This window comes from Microcoleus sp. POL10_C6, from assembly GCF_036701585.1.
Classification (GTDB): Bacteria; Cyanobacteriota; Cyanobacteriia; order Cyanobacteriales; family Microcoleaceae; genus Microcoleus.
Genome location: NZ_JAUBRB010000041.1, coordinates 19,730 through 41,520, shown reverse-complemented (window position 1 = coordinate 41,520; position 21,791 = coordinate 19,730). Strand labels below are relative to the sequence as shown.

The window sequence follows — 21,791 nt, the reverse complement described above, 5'->3', positions numbered from 1 at the left end:
GAGGCTAACAGGAAATAAACTATGGGTAAAGTAATTAGCGGTCAAATTTTTGTTGTAGACGACAACATCGATACAGATCAAATTATCCCGGCAGAATACCTGACCCTGGTTCCCTCGAAGCCGGACGAGTACGAGAAACTAGGCAGTTACGCGATGATTGGCTTGCCCGATCGCTACGGTAAGTTTATCGAATCCGGTGAACAGAAAACCCGGTATCCGATTATCATAGCGGGCGAAAATTTTGGCTGCGGTTCTTCGCGGGAGCACGCTCCGATAGCTCTGGGGGCCGCTGGCGTCACAGCGGTGGTAGCTTTGTCTTACGCACGCATTTTCTTTCGCAATTGCTCGGCTACTGGCGAATTGTACCCGATCGAATCAGTCGAGCGACTCTGCGACTTGTTTGTAACGGGCCAAGAAGTGACGATCGACTTTACAGCAGAGGTAATTGTCAACCACACTCTCGATCGAACTTTCTCACTCAAACCTTTAGGAGAAGTAGGCCCGGTAATAGATGCCGGAGGGTTATTTGACTACGCGCGCCAAACGGGAATGATTGCGGCTCGCTCTTAACTGTTAAAATCCCTGCAATGTAGGGTGCGCGGCTCTGCCGTCCACCTTACGAATATCTCTTTGCTCAAACCCCTCCCATCTAGGGTGCGTGGCACTTTTCTCACATCGAGTCAATAAAATTCAATAAAATACGCTGGTGAGCAATGCCAAAAGGTCGCACATCTCCTGACTGCTCAGAAAAGCATTTTCCCGCCCGAATCTGCTCCGGTGTCAACAACTTCATATCCCAACCTTCAAGCAAAACTAAATCGTTGACATCCGCACTAAGTTGTGCATGAAAAACGTGGCGAACCACATCTTTTTCGACATCACAACAGAAAAAAGAAACACTTGCAGGAGCATAACTAATTTCTTCTTTCAATTCCCGCAATACAGCCACTTGGGCAGTTTCTCCCGGTTCCAAGTGTCCGCCAAACAAAGCCCAATGTCCGGGATACCTGATATGAGGAATATCGTCTCGCAACTGACAGAGAAACTTGCCGTCTTGGTACAAAATCGCGATCGCAACGTGAATTTTAGTCATGTGTTAGAAAGAAGAGAGAAGGCAGAAATTGCTGTAGAAGCGGGTTCACCAACATCTGTAAAATTAACTAAAAATATAGGTAAACCCGCCCAGACCCTAATATTATGATTAATGAACTTTTAAGATAAATAAACAGCTCCCAATAGCCCAATCACAACTATAAACCTTTGATTTTTATGAAATAGACTTACTTATGGAAATAAATTAGCATCTTCGTATTGTTATTTATTAGCTGCTGGAGTGCGCTTTAATTGTTCCATTTCCTCAACATAAACTTCACCTAAATCTTTTCCGGCCAATTCCTTCAGAGTAATACTCTTGTAGCGGACTTCTCCCTTCAGCAACACTTCATCCCCAAGCTGGGGCAAATCTTGCTTGGTTAAAATCCAAATACTGCCCGTACCATCCTCAAGTTGATAAGCCGCATTCCCCACAAACGGAGCGCGATTTTCTACCTTTCCCCGAAGATAAACTTCAGCATCCACTTGCCGCTTTTGTTGAACGTCGCCAATGCTAGCAACATTAAAGCCAAGATTAAGTTGAGACAGAGGTAAATTGCCACAACTGAAAAAACCGCTGGCGAGGATTAGCGATAAAGAGCCGGTGCAGAATCTTTGAACCCAAACTTGCTTAATTGCAGTAGTCATTGGTCAACTGAGTTGAGATTTGAGATACGACTTACTTTAACAGAATCCCAAGAATCGATCGCAAGTAAGAAATTTCTCTAGTGTAGTCCTTGGCGGGGATTAAGCTAAAATCTAAAATCGTCAGCCCCTAACCCAGAGTCTACAATGGATGCCAAAACTGCTCAAATACTAGATGGCAAAGCTTTAGCGACAAAGATTCAAACCGAGCTGAGCGATCGAGTCCGCACCCTACAACCCCAAAAGGGGCGTCCTCCCGGACTTGCGGTGCTGATGGTGGGCGACAACCCAGCTAGCGCAGCCTATGTTCGCAACAAAGAGCGAGCCTGCGCTAAAGTTGGCATAGCTTCCTTCGGCCAGCATTACCCAGCCAACGCTACTCAAGCCGAACTAGAACTTGCAATTGGGGCACTCAACGAGGACGATCGAGTAGACGGCATTTTAGTGCAATTACCACTACCAGAGCACTTAGATGCAATTTCGCTGCTGTACCAAATTGCCCCCGACAAAGATGCTGACGGACTTCACCCTGTAAATTTAGGCCGTCTCGTGCGCGGGGAGGAAGGTTTGCGAAGTTGTACTCCCGCCGGAGTGATGCGGTTATTGCAGGAATACCAGATTGATTTGAAAGGAAAAAATGCCGTTGTTTTGGGACGGAGTATTTTGGTAGGTAAACCGATGGCGCTGATGCTATTAGAAGCTGATTGTACTGTTACTGTAGCTCATTCGCGGACGAAAAACCTAGAATCGATTACCAGCCAAGCCGATATTCTAATCGCCGCCGTCGGCCGCACAGAAATGATTACAGCTAATATGGTCAAACCTGGATCAGTAGTAATTGATGTCGGTATTAACCGCGTTGTCAATCCAGACGGTACGAGTCGTTTGGCCGGAGATGTGGACTTTGATGCTGTTAAAACAGTAGCGGAATTTATCACGCCGGTGCCGGGAGGAATCGGGCCGATGACTGTTGCTATGCTGTTGGAAAATACCGTTTCGACCTACAGTATTAAGTAGTAATTAGTCCTTATAAATACACCTAACGTAGGGTGCATCGCTGTCGAAAATTCTGGTGAAAAATCGATCAAGTTTTCAGGAAGCCACGCACCCTACAACTACACCTAATGTAGGGTGCGTCGCTGCTGAAACTTTTGATCCTATTGGAATATCTAAGGGTGGCGACGCACCTGACTTTACCGTAGGGTGCGTCGCTGTGATATTGTCTATCGGATTTGCAGATTTAAGGGTGGCGATGCACCCTACTGCTTGACCGCAACAACGCGAATTCGGCGATAATCTGCACTCCAATTACCATCGCGGTACAGCGTCGGCCGCAAACGTTCTTCAACTGCGTTAATTACCTGCGATCGCACATCATCAGACAACCCCGACAAAAACCCGCCAGCAAACATCTCAATCCAATTTACCATACCCGCGCTGCCGCCTTCTAGGGGAGTCGGGCGAGCGAACAAAACGGCATAACCCACCTCAAATCCCTGCTTTTCCAAAAGCCCAGCATACTCGCCAATACTCGGAAAATACCAAGGATTAAGCGCTTCAGGCTCCTGACAGCCAATTTCTGACAAAACACTCAAAAGTGCGCGGACGATCGCCCCCACGTTCCCCTTACCCCCAAACTCAGCCACAAAACGCCCTCCCGGCTTCAGCGCTTTTTCCACACAATTAATCACAGCATCCGGCTGTTTAATCCAGTGCAAAACCGCATTAGAAAACACAGCATCTAACGGCTCTTCTACTTGAAAATTACTCGCATCCGCTGCATCGAAGTTGATGTGAGGGTAGTTTACTTTTGCCGTGGAAATCATCGACAAAGATGAATCAATACCTTGCACAAAAGCACCACTTTGAGCAATTTTTTCAGTTAACTGCCCCGTCCCGCAGCCCAAATCCAGAATTTGTTCACCAGCCTTCGGAGCTAGTAACTCCAAAAGCGATTCACCGTACCGCCAAACAAAAGCATGATTTCCCTCATAAAGAGCGGGATTCCAAGAATTTTGTGCCATGATAACTACCCTAAATCTGTCTTCTCTTTCTCTGTGTTCTCTGTGTTCTCTGTGTTCTCTGCGGTTAACAAAAAACCTTCTTCACAAAACCAATCAAATTATTTGTTAGCGAGTTGGGCGATCGCACTTCCATCAATACGGCAAACCCTAATATTTTCCAAAATCCGCGCTCCCTGCTTTTGATAAAAAGCAATTCCCGGCGCATTGCCAGTATTAACAGTCCATTCCATTCGCCCGCAATTTGTGGACTCAGCAATTCGTGCCAAAGACTTTGACAGTGCTGTACCGACTCCCATACCGCGCATAGGAGCTAGGACAAATAAATCATCAAGCCAAAGACAAGGCTGCGCCAAAAGACTTGAATAGGAAGCATAAAACATCGCAAACCCTACCGCTGTGTCGCCAACTTCCGCCAACAATACTCGCACTAGGGGAGACTCGACAAATAGTGTTTGCTTCAATTTGTCTGCTGTTGCTTCTAAAAGATGTGGAACTCCATCGAATTCTGATTTCTGCGAAATAAAAGCCAGAATTAGTTCCAAATCTACCAGCTCTGCTTCTCTAATTTTGATATCCAAATTTGCCATTTTTTGATTCTGAATTTCGCCTATTAATCACTGTATGAAATATCATCATTAATGTCCAATATATGTTTGACTAACAACTTATACTTTTAAAGTATCAATCATTGGGACTTATGGAACTTCGGCATTTGCGTTATTTCGTTGCAGTTGCAGAGGAACTGAATTTCACTCGCGCAGCCGAAAAACTGCATATTGCCCAACCACCGCTGAGTCAACAAATCCAGCATTTAGAGGCAGAGTTGGGGTTTCAACTGTTTCAGCGAACCAAGCGGACGGTGCAGTTAACGGCTGCGGGACAGGTTTTTTTCGAGGAGGCTGGGAAAATTCTGCTGCAAGTCGATCGAGCAATTCAACTCGGCCGACAAACCAGTCGGGGCGAACTCGGCCAACTGACGATCGGCTTTGTGAGTTCTGCAGCACACAACGTGGTTCCAGCGATTTTGCAGGCGTTTCGCACTCGGTGTCCCGCCGTCAAACTGGAACTGCACGAACTGACGACAAACGAACAGTTGCAGCGGCTGCGGTTCGGGCAAATTGATATCGGCTTCGTGCGCCCTCCGGTTGAGGAAGATGGGATAAATTCTGAAATCGTTTTTCGAGAACCGCTGATCGTGGCACTGCCAGAAACGCATCCGGCGGCCGATCGCACGAATGTTGAATTACGCGAACTTTCCACGGAACAGTTCATTTTATTTCCGCGTTCCCAGGCTCCGGGATTGTACGATGCGATCGTCAGTCTTTGTCAGCAAGCAGGTTTTAGCCCGATCGCAGCTCAAGAAGCAATTCAAATGCAAACCATTGTGAGTCTGGTAGCTGCCGAGATGGGCGTGGCGATCGTCCCTGAGTCGATGCAAAATTTCCAGCGCCACGGGGTTGTTTACAAATCTTTGCCAGAATCAACCTGCATTGTGGCGATCGCTCTAATTTGGCGCAGCGATCCAACGGCGGCGGTGCAGCGGTTTTTGGAAGTCGCCAGACAAATCAGCGGATTTGAGATTTGAGATTGTAAATTTGAGATTGACTGGCAATTTGACAAACTTATCAAAACTCAAAGATTTTCTGTGCAACAACACCCGTAGAATGATTAATTGATGCTCGGAGTTCGAGCAACTACTGCCGTAAAAGTCGGCACGATGCGACCCCAACGGCTCACAATATCCCATATAAATATTAAGTACAAGAGAGCAAGGGATGGTATTGGCAACAGAAATGGGTTCGTCCCAACCGGAATCCTCTTTCGATTTATCTACTTATCTAGTCAATCGAAAAGAGGCGATCGAGGTAGCTCTCGACAATGCACTCCCGGTCATCTACCCAGAGAAAATTTACGAAGCAATGCGCTACTCGCTGCTAGCGGGGGGCAAGCGCCTGCGTCCGATCCTGTGTCTGGCTAGCTGCGAACTGGCCGGCGGCACTACATCTATGGCAATTCCGACAGCTTGCGCTTTGGAAATGATCCACACGATGTCGCTGATTCACGACGATTTGCCGGCAATGGACAATGACGATTACCGACGCGGCAAACTGACGAACCACAAAGTTTACGGCGAAGATATCGCCATTTTGGCTGGCGATGGTTTGCTGACCTATGCTTTTGAATTTATCGCCACTAAAACTGAGAACGTACCCCCCCAGCAGGTGTTGCAGACGATCGCCCATTTAGCGCGGGCATCGGGTGCTGCTGGATTGGTAGGCGGTCAGGTGGTTGATTTGGAATCGGAAGGAAAGACAGATGTTTCTCTGGAAACTTTGAATTACATTCACGCTCACAAAACAGGCGCGCTGTTAGAGGCCTGCGTAGTTTGTGGGGCAATTCTGGCTGGGGCGTCTGCTGCAGATTTGCAGCGGCTGTCTCGTTTCGCTCAAAATATTGGGCTGGCTTTCCAGATAATTGACGACATTCTGGATATTACTGCTACCCAAGAAGAACTGGGCAAAACTGCTGGCAAAGATGTTCAAGCAGGGAAAGTCACTTATCCGAGTTTGTGGGGAATTGAGGAGTCTCGGCGCCAAGCTTCGCAGCTTGTTGCTGATGCTAAGGCTCAATTGGCAGTGTTTGGGAGCAAAGCTCTACCGCTGCTGGCTATCGCCGATTTTATTACCAGCCGCAGTAACTAGAAATACTAAACACTATGCAGGAAATTTGCAGCGGCATATTCAACAATCATGTACTCGTGGTTGCTTTGCTCGCTTGTCTGGCGGCTCAGATCATGAAGTTGCCGATCGAGTTGGTCAAAAATCGCAAGTTTAATCTTCAGTATTTGGTAACAACGGGGGGAATGCCCAGCGCTCACTCGTCTTTTGTGGGCGCTTTGGCTGCTGGAGTCGGACAAACGATGGGATGGGAAAGCCCGGATTTTGCGATCGCTGCGATCTTTGCAATTATTGTGATGTACGACGCAGCAGGCGTCCGCCAAGCAGCAGGCAAGCAAGCTCGCATCCTCAACCAAATTATTGACGAGTTTTTTGAGGAAGATCACAACCTTAATGAGGCTCGCCTGAAAGAGTTGCTGGGACACACTCCTTTTCAAGTGCTTGTAGGTTTGGGGCTGGGAATCACGATTGCTTGGATCGCAGGGCCTGCATATTAGTTAACTGTTAACTGTTAACTTTTAACTGTTAGTTGTTGACTGTTAACTGTTAACTAATCACTACTGACCGAATTCTGCTTGCAGAATATCGTCATTGTCATCGGCGATCGTGGCGACAATAGTAATAACCCGAGAAATTTCCCCGGCCGAGATTTCGGCGATCGTCCGAGTCGATATTACCGCAACTTGATTGTCAACAATGGCAAAATGAGATTCCAAAGTAGACAGCCAATTCATTTCTAGAAGTTTCCGCATTAATTGAGCTTCATTCTTCGCTGGCAACTGTAGTACAAAAGCCCAAACAGTCAAAGTATCCTCTTCGGTTTCGCCGGTGAGTTGCACGAACACTTCAACACTGCCGTACTTAAACTTCCAAAGATGTCCGCCAGCTTCATTTTGACCGACCATCACTTTTTGGTCTACAGCCATGCTGGCGATGACAGTTTCAATTTCTTCTGCATAGGTGACGGCTGTGGCTTTTTCGACCTGCTCGGAGGCGATCGCGCTTTCACTCGATAGGCTTTCTGCGGAAGCTGTTTCTATGTTCGGCTCGCTGGTAGTCATAATTATATTTAGATGGAAAACTATTCCAATAATCAGTTTACTTGCTATGTTCTTCAGATTGTAAATTTTAAATCTTAAAGCTCCGTCCAGAGTAACTTCTTCCTAGGCTCTGCCTGGGAACCGATGTCCAGAGGCTCCGCTTTGCTTAACTACGAAAACTTGAGGCAGAGCATCTGGATCGGCGTTACCAGGCTCTGCCTCGTAACGAGTACAAATTATGACTTTAAATAACTGGTTCCCAGGCATAGCCGGGGAACCAGTATATCTCGCTTGTTTGCGGAGGCAGACGCAAGTTTGACTTGCAAAGCGGTTTCAACCAGGTTCGCGATCGTTTTTAAGCCTTGGGCTTAGTCGCCGGCTTCTTCTCAATGGTATTCAAGCCGTTGAGGAACATGGGGACTAATTTCTCCATAAATGCCTGCGGGTCGCGGTTCCAGGCGCGCTGAGCTACATCTACTCTGGTCATTTGCAGGTCGGGGGCTAGCAGGGTTGCGGGCAAGCGTTCCATCAGGTATTGCGGGCGTTCCCACATCGGCATGGTGTTGGCTATATCTACTAGGCGGGTGACGCGGCGGAGTTCTGCCCCCAACATGATATCCATTCCCGATTCAAAAGCTGCTTGTTCGATCGCCACATACTTGCGCTTTGCCTGTTCCACCTTCTGGCGGTGTTCCGGGCTTTTGTCGGCGATTTGGGCCAGCCAGCGGTTGCCCCAGCGGACGTGACCAGCTTCTTCTGGAAAAATCTTTTCGATGGTTTCGCGGATTTTGACGTTTTCTGCGGTTTGGGGAGCCTGTTTGAGGGCGTGGATGTGCGCTGAGAAGTATTCGCAGCCCCGCTTTTCGGTGACATTGATTGCAACTAAGGCTGCAATTATACCGTCCTCGAGGTTGCGGTATTGCTCTTTGTCCAGCAGGCGCTCAAATTCGTCAATGTAGGAGACTCCCGGCGGCGTTCCCACATTTTGGCCCAAGTCTACCAGCAAGTCGGTAAGCCACATAGCGTGTCGCGCTTCGTCGGAAATGTGCCGGGAGAGGTCGCGCACGAGTTCGGCCGGTTCGCCGTCTAGCCGTTCGATCAAGTCGGTGAGGTCTTTGCAACTGCGCTGTTCGCTAAACCGATAGCGATTGAGGGTGATCAAGTGAATTTCGCGATCGCGCACTACATTAGCTAAAATTTCGCGCGCTCCCATAGCGTTGCGAAGCTTGCGGGGATAGGCAACAGTCATGCTTTTATGTTGTTTTGTAAAGATACTTGTATAAGTGTAACGCAGTTTTTTCGACAACCAATTACCTCGCAAGGCAGAAAGTTATTGTTTAGCACGGAGATTCAATTTTATACAGACAATTTTTTTACTAGCTCAACAAATGACAATAGTTTTGAGTTGCGAGCCATACCATTTTAGATTTTAGACTTTAGATTAAAAATGAGTGATGACTATCAGGGTTGGGAGCTTTTCTACAGTTAGATTATTTTTTTAAACTGCTATCACGCAAGGGTGGCGCGGATCGCAGAAAGCAATCTCACGCACTCAAAACTCTTCAGGTTCCGTCGAGTCTGAAGCCTCAACACTAGCAGACTCTTGTTGAAATTTTCGCGCCTCTTCTACTTCTAATCTAGCCAGAGTTGTCGCCACATCAGCTAACTGTAAAGCCAGATTCATCCGACAAACCGGGTTTTTTTCCCTCCAGAGGTCTTTTGCCAAGAAATGTACTCGATAACGAAACATTTTAATTGAATTTGGCGGAGTAACTTTCACGGTCATAGTCTTTCTTCGGTTGAAGTTTGAATGCGGAGCAGCACCCGTTCTAGCTCCAAGTAAACAAATGTCAGCATGATTACTTTATCTTCATCGGTGATTGTAACACTACAGGTTGCCGATCGAGGTTCAACGCCTTCGTGCCTGACAACTACAGTATATTTTCCCGGCTTCAGGTTATCAAAATTCACATCAGCTTCAAACAGGTCAACTGTCTCCTCTGCCAGCACTCGTCCTTCTTGAGTCAGTAAAGTGACAAACGCAATGCCGTCAACTGAAGTCATGGCGACGTTACTCTGATTGCGGATCATCACAAAAATATCGGACATCGTTTGGTCATTGTTAATTGCTAATTGCTAATTTAGAATGAGTGCAGAATCTCACAAAAGAAGGAGCATAAATACAGTGAATCCTTTCAAGTTTTTGCTAATTTTGACTGTTAGTGCAGCGGTTCTCGGTTGGGGAAAAAGTGGGGCCGTAGCTGCTATCTCAAATATCTCTGAGATTGAGCCTCGTTTGCAGCTTCACGGCGTGCGGGTTGCTCAAAGGGACGATCGCAATTTAAGCAACTCGAAAGGTACATTAAAAGAAGGCAGTGCCCTCTCTATCGATCCTGATGAAGTTACGGGCATACCAAAAGCTGAGGCGCGACAGCGTTTCATTTTGAATAAGATATATCGGGTTCAGGAAGGCACTACCGCTGACGATTTGTTTATTGTTGATGAGAAAGCAAATAAATGGGCTGTAGAGGATGTCTCTGAGGCTACAATGGGCCCTACTACTAACAGCGTTGCCCAGATAGTGTCGGGTAACGGGAGAGTCTGGGCGTTGATCCAGAAGTTCTAAACTTCAAAAAAACGCCGCTTTTAAGGGCGGCGTTCTTATTAATTAAAAATCACAGGTTAAAAATGGTATAATTACCAGTTTTAACTTTTAATTTTTAATTTTTAATTTTCTAACAGTCGTAGTAGAGAGCAAACTCGTAGGGGTGAGGACGCAGCCGCATCGGGTTGACTTCATTGTCGAGTTTGTAGGAAATCCAAGTTTGGATGAAGTCTTCGGTAAATACGCCGGTTTCAGTTAAGAAACTGTGGTCTTTTTCTAAAGCTTCTAAAGCGCCTTCCAAGGAACCGGGAGTCGAAGGAATTTTGCTCAATTCTTCAGGGGAAAGGTCGTAGATATCCACGTCCAAAGGTTCGCCCGGATCGATTTGATTCTTGATGCCGTCAATGCCGGCGCACAGCATGGCTGCAAATGCTAAATAGGGGTTGGATGTAGCATCGGGACAGCGGAATTCTAACCGCTTGGCTTTGGGGTTGGTTCCCGACAACGGAATCCGCACTGATGCCGATCGATTTCCTTGAGAGTAAGCTAAGTTTACAGGCGCTTCAAAGCCTGGAACTAAACGCTTGTAGGAATTGGTGGTGGGATTGGTGAGTGCCAAAAGTGCCGGTGCGTGTTTGAGAATGCCACCAATGTAATGCAGTCCCATTTGACTGAAACCAGCATATTGATCGCCTGCAAATAAAGGTTGGCCGTCTTTCCAAATCGACTGGTGAACGTGCATCCCGGAACCGTTATCGTTAAATAGCGGTTTGGGCATGAAGGTGATGGTTTTGCCGTATTTTTTGCCGACGTTTTTGATTACGTATTTGTAAGTCAGCAAGTAGTCGGCGGCTTTTACCAAAGTGTCAAAGCGGAAGCCGAGTTCGCATTGACCGCCGGTGGCGACTTCGTGGTGGTGCTTTTCGATTGGTACGCCGCATTTTGCCATTGTCAGCAGCATTTCCGTTCTCATGTCTTGTGAGGTATCGGTTGGTGCTACTGGGAAATAACCTTCTTTGTAACGCGGTTTGTAGCCGAGGTTGCCGCCTGCTTCTTCTTTGCCGGAATTCCAGCGACCTTCGATCGAATCTACGTAATAGTAGCCGGAATTTTGGGTTTGGTCGAAGCGAACGTCGTCAAAAATAAAGAATTCTGCTTCCGGGCCAAAGAATGCTGTATCGCCAAGACCGGTGGAAAGCAAGTAGTCTATGGCTTTTTGGGCAATGGTGCGCGGACAGCGACTGTACGGTTGGCCGGTGCGAGGTTCTTTGATGCTGCAAATGAAGCTGATGGTAGGTTCTGCCATGAACGGGTCCATCCAAGCGGTGGTCGGATCGATGACCATCGTCATGTCTGATTCGTTGATGGCTTTCCAGCCCCTAATGCTGGAACCGTCGAAGGGTACGCCGTCTGTGAATGCAGTTTCGTCGATTTGGTCGTGGTACAGGGAAAGGTGTTGCCAGATCCCCGGCATATCGATGAATTTGAGGTCAACGATCTGGATCTTATTTTCTTTTATGTAGTTTAAGGCTTCTTGGGGTGTCTGGAACATGACTTACTCCTGATATTGGTTGTTTCTTGGCGATCGGCCGATTTCAGACTGTTTGGGCGATCGTAGGCCTTCAGTATCCACTATTTTGTATCTAGGGCTACAAAATTCTGAAATAGGGGCCCAGTGCGGCCGGGCAGTTTGAAATTCTTGCCCTGTGGATTTTTCGACTGAAGATACAAGGCAAACGGCTGAATTTTACGACAGTTTGCCACGGATAGACTACCCTTCGTGAAAATCCTATCTCAAATCTTAATCAAACGCCGATTTGTAGTAGTCTACAATAGGCGGTCTGTCTCAGATAGCAAAGTATTGATAAAGATTTTTGGGAGAGAAACTTATGCGCGATGCAGTGACGAGCCTGATTGAAAATTATGATGTTGCTGGTAGGTATTTAGACCGAGATGGTATCGATCGGTTGAAATCTTATTTTGCAACGGGCACGGCACGGGTACAGGCGGCGGCTGCGATTAACAGCAATGCTGCGGCAATTGTTAAGCAAGCTGGTATCCAGCTATTTGCTGAACAGCCAGAACTGATCCGTCCCGGTGGAAATGCCTACACGACTCGTCGCTACGCGGCTTGTCTGCGGGATATGGACTACTACTTGCGCTATGCTACTTACGCCCTGGTGGCTGGAAGTACCGACGTGCTCGACGAGCGCGTGCTGCAAGGTTTGCGAGAAACTTACAATTCTCTCAGCGTTCCCATTGGCCCGACGGTGATGGGGATTAGCATTATGAAGGAGATGGTTAAGGCTCAGGTGGAAGCTGCTGGCTTGTCTGTGGGGCCTTTTTTGGATCAGCCTTTTGATTACATGATTCGCGAATTGAGCGAACAAGATATTTAAGTCAATTTGCTAATTCTTTTAGCAGCAAATTGCACTTGTGGCTGGCAGTTAGCAGCAGTTGGATCGATCGCTTTTTTTGGCCTCACCGCCTCCAAGCGATCTTTTTTTATGGGTTATACAATTTTAGATTAAAGATTTCAGATTAAAAATAATAGATTAAAAATAATAGATTAAAAATTTAAATAATTGGGAATGACTGATGAATTAAGGGTTTGGAGCTCCCCTACAATTGCATTCTTGTTTGAAACTGGTGCTAAAAATCGTCAACACATCCCCAGACGAGGCACTTGTCCAGGGGATTTTTAGTTTGACCCAGATCCACTTGTGCGACGGTTGTTGCTTCTACTTCGCCATTGGGGTAAAGAATGTGGATGATGTCACCGCTGACGAATGCGAGGGGATTTTCTTGACAATTGCCGGGATTTCTGATAGGAAAGTTCATTGTTTTCATGGTCGCTCGCCCTGATGGTATTTGTAGCGCTTTTAGCTGCATATAAATCATCCGCTAGTAACAAAAATTATTGTGTGATTCTATGAATGTTTATCTGTGATAAAACTACACACTCAGAGCGATCTCAGTCACATCATGTAAGCTGGGGGCGATCGCCCCGCGACAATCGCCAAACCAAAATAATCGCCAAAAATTAGCAGTGGGGCTTGTGCGTAAGTGCTAATCTGGTACTGTTCTTAACCCTATCCGTACAGATTAAAAACCTTGGCTAAACAGCGACTAGACACTTTATTGGTCAGCCTAGATTTGTGCAGTTCCAGACAGCAAGCTCAGGCATTGATTCGGACTGGAAAAGTCTCTATCAACCAGCAGGTAGTTGACAAACCGGGTACTGAGGTTGACATTGCAGCAAAAATTCAGATAAAAGAGCGATCGCGCTATGTTTCCAGAGGCGGTGACAAATTAGCCAAAGCTTTAGAAGTTTTTGCGATTCCCGTTGCAGGCAGAATTTGTCTCGACGGCGGCATTTCCACAGGCGGTTTTACCGACTGTTTGCTGCAAGCCGGCGCGGCCTTAGTCTACGGCATAGATGTTGGCTACGGTCAAGCAGATTGGGGCTTGAGGAATGATCCGAGGGTAATTTTGAAAGAACGCACCAATTTGCGGTACATGACTGCTGCTGAGCTTTACGGCGACTCTGAGCGAGCAGATTTGGCGGTAGTAGATGTGTCGTTTATTTCCCTGGATAAGATTTTACCGGCGCTGTGGGAATTGTTGGCACCACCGCGAGAAGCCGTGTTGCTGGTAAAGCCGCAGTTTGAGGTAGGGCGGGAGAGAGTCGGGAAAAAAGGCGTAGTGCGAGACTCAGCAACTCAAGCTGATGCGATTTTTCAAGTGTGGAAGGCAGCCACAGCTTTAGGATGGCAGCAACGCGGCTTAACGTGGTCGCCTTTACTTGGCCCGGCCGGTAATATCGAGTATCTTTTATGGTTGGGGATCGATCGCGAACAAGAAACAGACCAGAGGGCGATCGAAGAGGATGTTGTGAAAGAACGGATCGCACAAGTCACCAAAGCGGCGGCGCGAGAACTTGTCGATCGATTGTAGATTGTAGATTTTAGCTTGATTTCAAGATGTCAAACTAATCAATTTAAAAAATCAAATTTGGAACTTCAGATTGCTCTAAATTTTCAAAAATTTTGTCAATCAGACTCCTAAACTTTCACAAGAGTGAATAATTCCATGCAATCATTCAAACAAGCCGGTTCCATTTTCCTGTACGTTCTAGGTGCCATCGGGTATGTGGCGATTGTAGCTACTATTATAGGCGTTTCAATGCTGATCAAGTGGGCAGCTTTGCTACTAGCTGACAAATTATTATATACAATTCTGATTATCGGTGATTTGTTGAGGGGCATCGAAATTATTGAACTGTTAAATATATTGATATTTGCATTTATCGGTATGGGAGTGGGTGTGGCGACAAGGCTTCTACACCCTCAATACGGTCGCAAAATTAGTGCTGCTTTGTTGATAGTTATAGTTCCCTTAGTTTTCATGATTACGCCAGCCATTCGATATAATTCTTGGCTCGAAAAAGTGGAAGAATCGGATAAATTATCGCCTCCGCAAACTGCAACCTTAACTAACTCATTTTTGAATAGAAAAGTAGGATTGCCTGGTTTTATCGGTTATTACGTATATACTGGTCAGTTTCCCGTTATTCCGACGAAACAATCGGAGATGAAAGACCTTGACAGCTTTGAAAAAAAAGTTAATTCCAGATTTGTACAGTTCACAGGTATTGCTCCGACTATTGTTTCTTGGTCAATGCGGGTTTGTTTTTGGCTGATTAGAATATTTTACTTTTCTATAGCGGTAATTGCGACTATCGCGCATTTCAGGGAAGGTGTGAGAATCGCGAGACGGTAAGACGATTTTCGATTTTCGATTAAAGAATTGGGAATCAGTGATGAAGATCGTGGTTTGGAGCTTACCTACAGTTGCATTGTTTTTTGACAAAAGTATTAGTAGCGATCGCTTGCCGCTCAATTTAGCCGTTAAGCCGCTAATTAGTTAAAAATTATTAGGTTTTTTACAAAGGGTTAATAAGGAATGCATGAGCAACTTTTCCAGACATTCAATCAGATCATACCTCTATCTCCACAGCAACGGGAAGAACTTCGTAGAGTTACATACCTCCTCGATTTGCCTCAAGGCTCTTTATTGCTAGAACGGGGTCAGATTTGCAACCATCTTCATTTCATTTTGGAAGGAGTAGTTAGAGCAGTCCACTATGATAATTGGAAAGAAGTTATACCTTGGTTTGGGTTTGAGGGCGATATTGTAAATTCACACCTCAGTTTTACCTATCGCCAACCCAGTCTAGAAAGTATTATTCTGAGCTCAGATTGTAAATTCCTCTCGATAACCTACGAGAGTCTCCAATATCTCTACAGTAAAGATCCGATCTGGCAAAATCTGAGCCGCGTCTTTATTGAACGCTACTATATTGATGTTCAAGACCGGTTGATATCTTTCCTTTCTTTGACAGCATATGAGCGCTACGAGCAATTACTACAGAAATATCCAGACATTGAAGACAGGGTTAATCTTGGTCATATTGCTTCTTACTTAGGAATCCGACAAGAAACTCTCAGCAATCTCCGTAAGAGGCGCAGAAGGCATCAACGCAACCATGGCAAGCCTAATTGAATGGAATAGCTTGAAATTTGATCTAGATCAAATTTGATCTAGATCAAAAAAAACTACTATTCATCATTCCTTTTGGCATTCTAATATTATTCTTGGATTGCCAATAGAGAACACGTCATGGGTAAGGAGATAGTAATGAGATTTTTTCTGACTCGGCTCTGTCCGGCAGTAATTGTATTCTTCATTATTTTCTCTGTGACTGCTCAAGCAGTAAATGTGAATCAGGAAAGAAAATACGATCGAGCTGTTAATTCATTTTCGCTTTCAGCTTTTGCTAGAGCTTTACGCTCTTTTTAAAGTTTGCAAAAGAGCGACAATATTATGAGACCCAGCCCGCCTTTATTCCTCATTGTTATACTTAAATTTAATCATATGTTAACCAATCAGAATAAGTTATTAATTTTGACAGTGGCTTCGATCAGTATAGTATGTGTTTCTTTATTTTCTGTTTGGCAACTCTATTTTTCTCCCAAGCTATCTTTGTTTGACCCTAACAAGCGAGCAGCCAACTTTCGCAACATGGGAAAAATTTTTCCAAGCAAACAAATTTACTCTTCTAATAACCCATATCATTTCAAAGAAAATCTGCATCTTTTAGATGTTTCTTATAAGTTTGAAGGCCAATATTATCAAATGTCTGAACTGCTGAAAAAGACAGAGACCACTGGTATTTTAGTGGTAAAGGACGGCACCATTGTTTATGAAAAGTATTTTCAAGGGAATAGTGCTTTATATAAGAATACTTCTTGGTCGATGGCAAAATCATTTACATCAGCATTAGTGGGAATTGCGATCGCGGATGGATACATCGATAGTATCAATGACTCAATCACAAAATATATTCCAGAACTAGCAGAATCAGGCTATCGCAACGTTCCTATTAAACATATTCTTCAAATGTCTTCTGGAGTGAAATTTAGCGAAAACTATGACGATGAATCCTCTGATATAAACAATTTACTTCCCCAGCTTTTTCTCTATATGCAGCCAATTAAAAAAGTTGTTCTCAACTTTCCATCAGATTATCCATCGGGAAAGAGATTTAACTACATCAGTTTAGACACACAGGTATTGGGTTTGCTTCTTGAGCGAGTAACTGGACAGAGTATTTCGTCATATTTTCAAACCAAACTATGGCAACCGCTAGGTGCTGAATCAGATGCTTTATGGTTGACAGATAATCACCATACAGAACTGACATTTTGCTGCTTGAATGCGACCTTGCGCGATTACGCCAAGTTTGGGCTACTCTACCTCCACGAGGGCTACTTTAACGGAAAACAAATCATCCCCCAAGCCTGGGTTAAAAAGTCTGTTGCCCCAGATAGTCCCTATCTGCAAGTTGGATCTACAGCGGAGGAATATGGTAAATGGGGATATCAATACCAATGGTGGATTCCTACAGATTCTAATGGAGACTACAGTGCTGTAGGTGTTTGGGGGCAGTATATCTATATTAATCCGAAGGAAAATCTGGTGATTGTAAAAACAAGTTCTGACTTAACAAAACCTAAAGATGATGATGAGGTGATAGCACTTTTTCGGGCTATTGCAAAGGAGTTAAAATAGTCTGGATCATTTCACTTACCACTGAAATCGGAGGTAAATGAGCAGTCGTACAGAAACTTACGGGCATAGAACCCAGATCAGAATGAAAACGGAAATAGTGGCTAAAAGGCTTGATTTTCCTTGCCTCTAGATGCCCTTGGTGCATTTGTAATCACAAAACCCTTTGGATTCAAGACTGGCATTGAATTCCAGAAGACGGTTGAATAGGGAGGCAAGTCTTTGGGAAAATCACAACAATTACAGCCGTTTTTGAGCTGATAAAAGCTCCCATCCAAGATTGGCTTTTTACTCCAACGAGGAGGTGTAGTTTTATTCTTTTGTGAGAGTAAGAGTTCGATAAGTTCCCCCTATGAGTCGGTTAAGCTGCTGGAGTGTGACTTTTATTTCTGTGATTCTAGACTCCAGTGATCTTAGCTTGTTACGAAATATCCCAAATGGGTTCTATAAGATTACAAGCAGTAGGGTGCGTCAGATCCTAGATCTTCGATTATTAAGAAATAACCCTCTGCTGACGTACCCTACTCAACTACTAGGGCAATTTTTAATTGCCAATTTTAAACTCTTGCTGCAAGCGATCGATAATTGTATTACGCTCGATGGTGGCGAGAATTTCTTGAATTACCGTATCTTGTCCCAGGGGGCCCCAGGTGCAGCCTTTTTCTAAATAAACTTGGGCGGCACGACCGACAGCGTAGGTTCCGTAAGCTGCTAAACTAGCTTGAGTGACAGCGACTCCGGCAAAAGTAGAAAAGCCGATGTGCGGGGCCGCTGCGGCTGCACTTTTGCCAAATCCCAACAGAAAACTGCTACCCAATTCTCCCAAAAGTACGCCGCCAGCGCTGGAGAAAATAGTCTGCCAAAGTTTCCCGGCTTCGTAACCAGTCATGGGTAAGCCGTAAAGTCTGGATAAAGAGCGAATTAAGGCTAAATCTGCGACACTTGCTCCCATTACATCCAAGAATGCCACTGGATTTAAACCGACAGCCAAAGCTTTATATTTGGCAAATTGCCAGATTAAATCTTCGGCTTCTGTTTGTCGCAATTTGAGAACGTGACGGGCAATATTGGCTTCGGCATCTCTAGCTTCAACTAACGCATTTAGAGCGAGGAGCGATCGACCTTCTCTGTTAAGAATTGTGAGAATTTTATGTTTGAGTTCGTCTATCTGCGGGGGTGGCGACTCCCATTCGTTAGTTACTCTTCCGTCGGACCATTCCACTCGCACTTGCACCGGCGCGGGTTCGGCGGCTACCATGACTATTTCTAAAGATTTGGCAATTTTAGGCGGTGATTTTGCAGTAGATTGATCAGATGGGTTGTTTGGGCGATCGGACAAATTTTCGCTATCTGTTTGCTCTGTTACCGCAGCCGCTGCTAACTCTTCTGAATTTCCCAGCGCTTGCAAACTTTGGTAAATAGCTTTTCTGTCTAATTCTGGATAAAGGTCAATTTTATTAAAAACTAAAATTACTGGTTTTTGAGCTGTTTGCAATTCGCACAGTGCTTGATATTCAGTTCGGGTGATATCCCCTGCAACGACAAACAAAATTAAGTCAGCTTGGCGAGTTACTTGTTTCGCCATTTCGCCGCGCACTTCGCCGCCAACTTCATCAAGTCCGGGAGTATCGATTAATTCTACTTGCACTCCTCCTTTCCCCCCTTTGCCAAGGGGGGATTGGGGGGATTCCTCGCTGTCAAGAAAGGATAAAGGCACACTCCAGCGCACGGAACGCGGCCACTGAGTCACGCCGTTGAGAGGGCCTGTTTGCAGAATTTTGTGACCTAAAAGCGCGTTTAATACGGCTGACTTGCCGCGGCTGACTAGGCCGAAAGTAGCAATGCGGATTATGTTGTGGTCTAGTTTTTCTGAGGTGGAAGTTAAGATATCTAGCTGATATTGCAGCGCCGCTTCTAATTCTGTATTATTCGAGTTTTTTTTCCCTTGGCGCAGGTGGGAATAGCGCGCCAGGGCTTCGCGCAAACTGGCGCGGGCAAGAGATAAGCGATTTTCTTGAAGGGAATTGTCAGCCATTGGCGCTCGGCTTTTTTAAGCAGGTATAATTGATCGTCGAATTATAAATCCTATTTCTTATTTTAATACAATTTTTCATAAATTTATAATTTTTTAGTTTTGAGTTTTCCAAAAAATATTGAACGGGATATCCCGCCCGTTCCACAATAACAAAAAATTTTTGTGGAACAGCCATCTTGCCTGTTCTTTTCCCTAACACTAGGCTCCGCCTCGGAAAATTTGATCGACGTTCAGCTCCATATTGGGAAATGTAGGTGAAATAATGCGATCGCTCCCTCTGAACTGTCTAATCCTATACTCTCCGTCCACGAGCTGACAAACCGAAAGCGTGGGTTCTTTGGGGTCGCCAATATGACGTATTCCGCCGAATGCAGCATAATCCGCAATCCAATATTCGAGGATTCCCATCAATTCGTAATCTGCTAACTTTTTGAGATAATCGTCGCGCCAGTTGGTACTGACAACTTCAACAAGTAGCGGGATAGATGTTCCTTGGGTGAGTGTTGCTGACTTCAACCATAAGGGTTCCGACGCTAAAGCCTGACGGTTTAATAGCAAAACATCAGGAATATATCCTGTATCTTTAGCTGGGGGCTTAACTAGCGCTTTCGAGGGAATGCGGTATGGAAGTTGCAGTTGGGTGTAGAGCAGCGTAAATTCTTGAACAAGGTATGCTGTGATATCTTCGTGTTCTCCTGTTGGCTGCATTTCAACCATTACCCCGTCGTGAAGTTCGTAGCATCTGTTCTCGGCTTTGTCTTCTAGAAATTCTTCAAAGTTTAGTATTTTGGGTTGAGTTTGTATCATCGTGCAAACTTTATTTGATTATATAACAGAAGGCAGAAGGAAGAAGGAAAATATTAACTGGTTGCCTGCTTCTGCTAGGGAACAAGCAAGAGGCCTGTTCCACAACAGAAAAACTGTCTTGTGGAACAGGCCGAAAAGCCTGTTCCTTTATTTTACTTAATTGGCCGCCGACTTAACGGTTTCGGGCCCAGATACCTGAGATGAAAGGCGACTCGCCACTTGGTTGACGAAAGATTGCAAGAAGGAAACTTGCTGATTTTGCGTAAATACTGCTTGCAAAGTTTTAGTCAACTGTTCGAGATTGAAAATGCCTTTTGGAGCATTTTCCAGTTCTTGACTTTGGAAATATTCAATTAAACTCAGTCCTGCTATTCTGGTAAAATATGCTGCACTAATTCCCTGCACCGCGCCTCCTGCTACATAGGTAACGGCATTGCTTTTCAGCAGTCCAGTAATAGTTTGGGTAGACAGTTCTACTAATCCCAATTTAAACATTTGATTAGCTAAAGTACCCGCTACTGTCTTAGCTTGGTCTAAGGAAAACTGTTGCTGGTATATAGCGCCGAGGTCGATTACGAGTTGGGTGCTGATGGCGGTTGTTGCTAGCAAGTCTAAAGCGGGAACCGGGTTAGTAAAGACGGCGGCGGCGGCGATGTACTGATATTGTTCGATAATGGGAAGTGCCCGATCGCGCCTGACTGCATTTAATAAGGTTTTCGCCTCTAGCTTGATACTTGCAGCCTCGCGCACTGCACTCGCCCAGACCAACTGTTGCCGTTCTTCAGTTAAGATTTTAGTCAATCTTTCCGTCAGCCCGTCGAGTTGAGAGACTTGATTTTCGATGCGTTCTTTAAATGTGCCGTCCGCTTGGTGCTGGCGCACTTTAATAGAATTGGGAGAAGCTGCGATCGCAATTATCTCTTCTGTTCCCAATATTCCTTGCATTTTCTGCTGCAAAGAGTGCAAAACCTGCGACTGCTGTTCTGGCAAATATTGGTCTTGTTTGTTCCAGACTAGCAGCACGCGCTGACCTGCAGAAGCTAGCTGAGATAATGTTTTAAATTCGGAATCTGTGATGTCGCCCGCTGTCACAAACAGCACTAAATCACCGTTGATTTTGGCATCGGCATTTGTATTAGCAAACAGCGCTGCTGTTTCTTGTAAACTAAGCTTTTGCGAGTGTTGAGAGACCCAATTAGAATTTAAAACTTGAATTAAGGCAGTTTTGCCGACAGCTTTGCCGCCTGTTACGGTAATCCGTAAATCTTGTCTATCTAATTCGGCTCTGAGCCGATCGAGCTGTGCTGTTAGATTAGCAGGATCAGCAGAGTTTGGAGCTTCTGAAGCCAGCAATTTAATTGCCGCTTCGGAAGTCGCGATCGCTTTTTCGGCTGCTTCCCTGTTGGCCAAGGGTTGGGGGAGTGCGAGTTCCAGTTTGGGGGATTGTTGCTTCCACCACCAATACCCCGCACCGGCAGCCGCCAAGCCGATGAGTGCCGTTTCGCCCATTTCTGAACCCGAATGCTGTAGAGTTTCCAGCAGCCACAGCGCTGCTGAAAGTCCTATTCCGCCTATCAAAATCGGTCGCCGCAAGTTAAGTGTCATTTTTCCCTTCCTGTGGGTATTGTCGCCAAGCTTAACCTTACCGGGCTTGGCCTCCCTCCCTCTATTCCATCGTACCTCTGTGGCATCCAAACTGGCAGGCGGGCGAGCCGACTTTTTGCGATCGGGATT

Annotated in this window: 24 protein-coding genes; 11 read left to right on the top strand and 13 right to left on the bottom strand. The window is 45.5% G+C overall.

Annotation, left to right across the window (positions count from 1 at the left end; genetic code table 11):
• The first annotated feature begins 21 nt into the window (after nt 1-21).
• Nucleotides 22-570, top strand: a complete 549-nt coding sequence (locus QUA34_RS20965; protein WP_333042404.1) for a LeuD/DmdB family oxidoreductase small subunit — start codon at nt 22-24, stop codon at nt 568-570.
• A gap of 100 nt (nt 571-670) precedes the next feature.
• Here the strand turns inward: QUA34_RS20965 and QUA34_RS20960 are convergent, their stop codons facing one another.
• Both QUA34_RS20960 and QUA34_RS20955 read right to left on the bottom strand, forming a co-directional pair.
• Nucleotides 671-1,093 carry an NUDIX hydrolase gene (locus tag QUA34_RS20960; RefSeq protein WP_333329594.1) on the bottom strand — a complete coding sequence of 141 codons (423 nt, stop codon included), beginning with the start codon at nt 1,091-1,093 and terminating at the stop codon, nt 671-673.
• Between the two features lie 221 nt (nt 1,094-1,314).
• Nucleotides 1,315-1,740, bottom strand: coding sequence for a DNA-binding protein (locus tag QUA34_RS20955; RefSeq protein ID WP_333329598.1), 426 nt, complete (start codon nt 1,738-1,740; stop codon nt 1,315-1,317).
• Nucleotides 1,741-1,884: 144 nt separating this feature from the next.
• Between QUA34_RS20955 and folD the strand changes: the two genes are divergently transcribed.
• A complete protein-coding gene (gene folD, locus QUA34_RS20950; protein WP_333329601.1) occupies nt 1,885-2,754 on the top strand; it encodes a bifunctional methylenetetrahydrofolate dehydrogenase/methenyltetrahydrofolate cyclohydrolase FolD in 870 nt (289 codons plus the stop codon).
• Between the two features lie 242 nt (nt 2,755-2,996).
• Here folD and QUA34_RS20945 read toward each other — a convergent pair whose 3' ends face one another.
• Together QUA34_RS20945 and QUA34_RS20940 are read right to left on the bottom strand one after the other, a co-directional pair.
• Nucleotides 2,997-3,761: a methyltransferase domain-containing protein gene (locus QUA34_RS20945; RefSeq protein ID WP_333329602.1), complete on the bottom strand. Its 765-nt coding sequence runs from the start codon at nt 3,759-3,761 to the stop codon at nt 2,997-2,999.
• 98 nt (nt 3,762-3,859) lie between these two features.
• Nucleotides 3,860-4,348 carry a GNAT family N-acetyltransferase gene (locus tag QUA34_RS20940; RefSeq protein ID WP_333329604.1) on the bottom strand — a complete coding sequence of 163 codons (489 nt, stop codon included), beginning with the start codon at nt 4,346-4,348 and terminating at the stop codon, nt 3,860-3,862.
• Nucleotides 4,349-4,458: 110 nt separating this feature from the next.
• Here QUA34_RS20940 and QUA34_RS20935 point away from each other — a divergent pair, with 110 nt between their 5' ends.
• From QUA34_RS20935 to QUA34_RS20925, 3 genes are all read left to right on the top strand, one after another.
• Entirely contained in the window at nt 4,459-5,346 is an 888-nt protein-coding gene (locus QUA34_RS20935) for a LysR family transcriptional regulator (RefSeq protein ID WP_333389117.1), read from the top strand.
• Nucleotides 5,347-5,536: 190 nt separating this feature from the next.
• Nucleotides 5,537-6,463, top strand: coding sequence for a geranylgeranyl diphosphate synthase CrtE (gene crtE / locus QUA34_RS20930; protein ID WP_333389116.1), 927 nt, complete (start codon nt 5,537-5,539; stop codon nt 6,461-6,463).
• Between the two features lie 14 nt (nt 6,464-6,477).
• Nucleotides 6,478-6,936 (top strand): divergent PAP2 family protein, encoded by a 459-nt coding sequence (locus tag QUA34_RS20925; RefSeq protein ID WP_190658220.1) that lies wholly within the window; start codon nt 6,478-6,480, stop codon nt 6,934-6,936.
• Nucleotides 6,937-6,996: 60 nt separating this feature from the next.
• On the opposite strand, the gene QUA34_RS20920 is transcribed toward QUA34_RS20925, so the two are convergent.
• The 4 genes from QUA34_RS20920 to QUA34_RS20905 all read right to left on the bottom strand — a co-directional run bounded on the left by QUA34_RS20920 (nt 6,997) and on the right by QUA34_RS20905 (nt 9,588).
• Nucleotides 6,997-7,500: a YbjN domain-containing protein gene (locus QUA34_RS20920; RefSeq protein ID WP_333389115.1), complete on the bottom strand. Its 504-nt coding sequence runs from the start codon at nt 7,498-7,500 to the stop codon at nt 6,997-6,999.
• 334 nt (nt 7,501-7,834) lie between these two features.
• A complete protein-coding gene (locus tag QUA34_RS20915) occupies nt 7,835-8,728 on the bottom strand; it encodes a ferritin-like domain-containing protein (RefSeq protein ID WP_333389114.1) in 894 nt (297 codons plus the stop codon).
• Between the two features lie 303 nt (nt 8,729-9,031).
• Nucleotides 9,032-9,265, bottom strand: coding sequence for a hypothetical protein (locus QUA34_RS20910; RefSeq protein WP_333084936.1), 234 nt, complete (start codon nt 9,263-9,265; stop codon nt 9,032-9,034).
• Entirely contained in the window at nt 9,262-9,588 is a 327-nt protein-coding gene (locus tag QUA34_RS20905) for a hypothetical protein (RefSeq protein ID WP_333084935.1), read from the bottom strand. The genes QUA34_RS20910 and QUA34_RS20905 overlap by 4 nt, the downstream gene beginning before the upstream one ends.
• A 37-nt stretch (nt 9,589-9,625) precedes the next feature.
• On the opposite strand from QUA34_RS20905, the gene QUA34_RS20900 reads away from it, so the two are divergent.
• The gene (locus QUA34_RS20900) at nt 9,626-10,105 is read left to right on the top strand and encodes a hypothetical protein (RefSeq protein WP_333389113.1); all 480 of its coding nucleotides are present in this window, start codon (nt 9,626-9,628) and stop codon (nt 10,103-10,105) included.
• 109 nt (nt 10,106-10,214) lie between these two features.
• Here the strand turns inward: QUA34_RS20900 and glnA are convergent, their stop codons facing one another.
• Complete coding sequence (gene glnA, locus QUA34_RS20895) at nt 10,215-11,636, bottom strand: type I glutamate--ammonia ligase (protein WP_333329618.1); 1,422 nt, start codon at nt 11,634-11,636, stop codon at nt 10,215-10,217.
• 337 nt (nt 11,637-11,973) lie between these two features.
• Here glnA and apcB point away from each other — a divergent pair, with 337 nt between their 5' ends.
• Nucleotides 11,974-12,483 carry an allophycocyanin subunit beta gene (gene apcB / locus QUA34_RS20890; protein WP_293258696.1) on the top strand — a complete coding sequence of 170 codons (510 nt, stop codon included), beginning with the start codon at nt 11,974-11,976 and terminating at the stop codon, nt 12,481-12,483.
• Between the two features lie 253 nt (nt 12,484-12,736).
• Here the strand turns inward: apcB and QUA34_RS20885 are convergent, their stop codons facing one another.
• Nucleotides 12,737-12,934: a hypothetical protein gene (locus QUA34_RS20885; RefSeq protein WP_333329621.1), complete on the bottom strand. Its 198-nt coding sequence runs from the start codon at nt 12,932-12,934 to the stop codon at nt 12,737-12,739.
• 264 nt (nt 12,935-13,198) lie between these two features.
• On the opposite strand from QUA34_RS20885, the gene QUA34_RS20880 reads away from it, so the two are divergent.
• The 4 genes from QUA34_RS20880 (at nt 13,199) to QUA34_RS20870 (ending at nt 17,218) form a co-directional block, all read left to right on the top strand.
• Complete coding sequence (locus tag QUA34_RS20880; protein ID WP_333389112.1) at nt 13,199-14,041, top strand: TlyA family RNA methyltransferase; 843 nt, start codon at nt 13,199-13,201, stop codon at nt 14,039-14,041.
• 135 nt (nt 14,042-14,176) lie between these two features.
• Nucleotides 14,177-14,866: a hypothetical protein gene (locus QUA34_RS20875; RefSeq protein WP_333329627.1), complete on the top strand. Its 690-nt coding sequence runs from the start codon at nt 14,177-14,179 to the stop codon at nt 14,864-14,866.
• A gap of 183 nt (nt 14,867-15,049) precedes the next feature.
• A complete protein-coding gene (locus tag QUA34_RS30240) occupies nt 15,050-15,649 on the top strand; it encodes a Crp/Fnr family transcriptional regulator (RefSeq protein WP_333329630.1) in 600 nt (199 codons plus the stop codon).
• Between the two features lie 372 nt (nt 15,650-16,021).
• Nucleotides 16,022-17,218 carry a serine hydrolase gene (locus tag QUA34_RS20870; RefSeq protein WP_333389111.1) on the top strand — a complete coding sequence of 399 codons (1,197 nt, stop codon included), beginning with the start codon at nt 16,022-16,024 and terminating at the stop codon, nt 17,216-17,218.
• A 541-nt stretch (nt 17,219-17,759) separates the two neighbouring features.
• Here QUA34_RS20870 and QUA34_RS20865 read toward each other — a convergent pair.
• The 3 genes from QUA34_RS20865 to QUA34_RS20855 all read right to left on the bottom strand — a co-directional run bounded on the left by QUA34_RS20865 (nt 17,760) and on the right by QUA34_RS20855 (nt 21,662).
• Nucleotides 17,760-19,250, bottom strand: a complete 1,491-nt coding sequence (locus QUA34_RS20865; RefSeq protein WP_333389110.1) for a DUF697 domain-containing protein — start codon at nt 19,248-19,250, stop codon at nt 17,760-17,762.
• Between the two features lie 198 nt (nt 19,251-19,448).
• On the bottom strand, nt 19,449-20,057 hold the full coding sequence (locus QUA34_RS20860) for a Uma2 family endonuclease (protein ID WP_333389109.1): 609 nt from the start codon (nt 20,055-20,057) through the stop codon (nt 19,449-19,451).
• Between the two features lie 156 nt (nt 20,058-20,213).
• Nucleotides 20,214-21,662 carry a slr1306 family protein gene (locus QUA34_RS20855; RefSeq protein ID WP_333389108.1) on the bottom strand — a complete coding sequence of 483 codons (1,449 nt, stop codon included), beginning with the start codon at nt 21,660-21,662 and terminating at the stop codon, nt 20,214-20,216.
• Between the last annotated feature and the right edge of the window lie 129 nt (nt 21,663-21,791).